The sequence below is a fragment of the Halomonas sp. A11-A genome, assembly GCF_003182195.1.
GTDB classification, from domain to species: Bacteria; Pseudomonadota; Gammaproteobacteria; order Pseudomonadales; family Halomonadaceae; genus Halomonas; species Halomonas alkalicola.
Map to the genome: position 1 here is coordinate 1 of NZ_QGTM01000062.1, position 1,078 is coordinate 1,078.

The following is a 1,078-nucleotide window of genomic DNA, read 5'->3' on the forward strand; positions in this document are numbered from 1 at the left end:
CGGGACCAGTGCCGCCAGCTTGGCGATGAAATCCACCGCATCCCATTCGACATGCGTGGTCCCATTTCGCCACGGCGTCTTGAGCTGATACCGCAGGCGCCCGGCGTCATCGCTGCGGAGCAAAGGCCACGGCCAAGTGGGCCCGCGCTCGGGTCCAATCGCGCCGCACGGTCCGGACACTCACCTGGAGGGCCTCGGCGGTCTCCTCCTCGCTCAGGCCGCCGAAGTAACGACATTCGACGACCCGGAGCAGGCGTGGGCTCTCTTTCCCGAGGACCTCGAGCGCCTCGTTCAGCTCGAGCACGAAGGCGCTCTGGTCGTCGATCGAGATCTGCCGCTGGTCGAGGGGCTCCGGCACGACTCCGGCTCCTCGTTTGTGGCGGCCCCGCTTGCGGGCGGCGTCGACGAGGAGCTGGCGCATCGCCGTCGAGGCCACGGCGAAGAAGTGGACGCGGTCGGCGAATCGCTGATCGTTGCGGGCGAGCTTGAGATACGCCTCGTGCACCACCGCCGTGGTGTTCAAGGTGGGGCTGCCGAGCTCGTCTCGGCGGCGCAGGCGGCGGGCGATCGCCCGCAGCTGCGAGTAGACCAGGGGAAGTAGGTCGGACAGGGCCTCGGCCTCACCAGCCTGGAGGCGTTCGAGCAGGTGCGCGATCTGCCCCGCCTCGGGGTCGTGGACATCCGCGGCACCTGAGCAATCTGCTTTCTGATTCATAGAAGTTCGGCTCGAGATCGTTCGTCGCAGCACCGACCGCTACGATACCGTGATCAGGTGGACTCACCGCCGGTAGCCAATGGTCTGGGAGAGCGGCAGCTGGGAGTACCGGCCCAGGCGCCGGCCCCCGCAGACTGCGGCAAATCTCGGTGGCTCGGGGTATAGGAAGTTCAACCGCCCTTTTTGGCGAGTCTGGCGGGTAGGAAGCGGCCGCGCAAGCGCCGCTTTGGGCACAGATCGGGCACAGATCGGGGGTTCATGCGTGGGTTTTCGACATCGCGGGGCCACGCAGCGGCTCAGTGCGTAGCCATTTCTCACCGAATCCCGGCACAGGGCCGAGCGCAGCCCTGCGGGGTCGTGGCC

1 protein-coding gene is annotated in these 1,078 nt (G+C 67.5%); it reads right to left on the reverse strand.

Annotated features, from left to right (window positions below; translation table 11 throughout):
* Window positions 1–106: 106 nt before the first annotated feature.
* On the reverse strand, window positions 107–715 hold the full coding sequence (locus DER72_RS15985; RefSeq protein ID WP_054661035.1) for an ECF-type sigma factor: 609 nt from the start codon (window positions 713–715) through the stop codon (window positions 107–109).
* Between the last annotated feature and the right edge of the window lie 363 nt (window positions 716–1,078).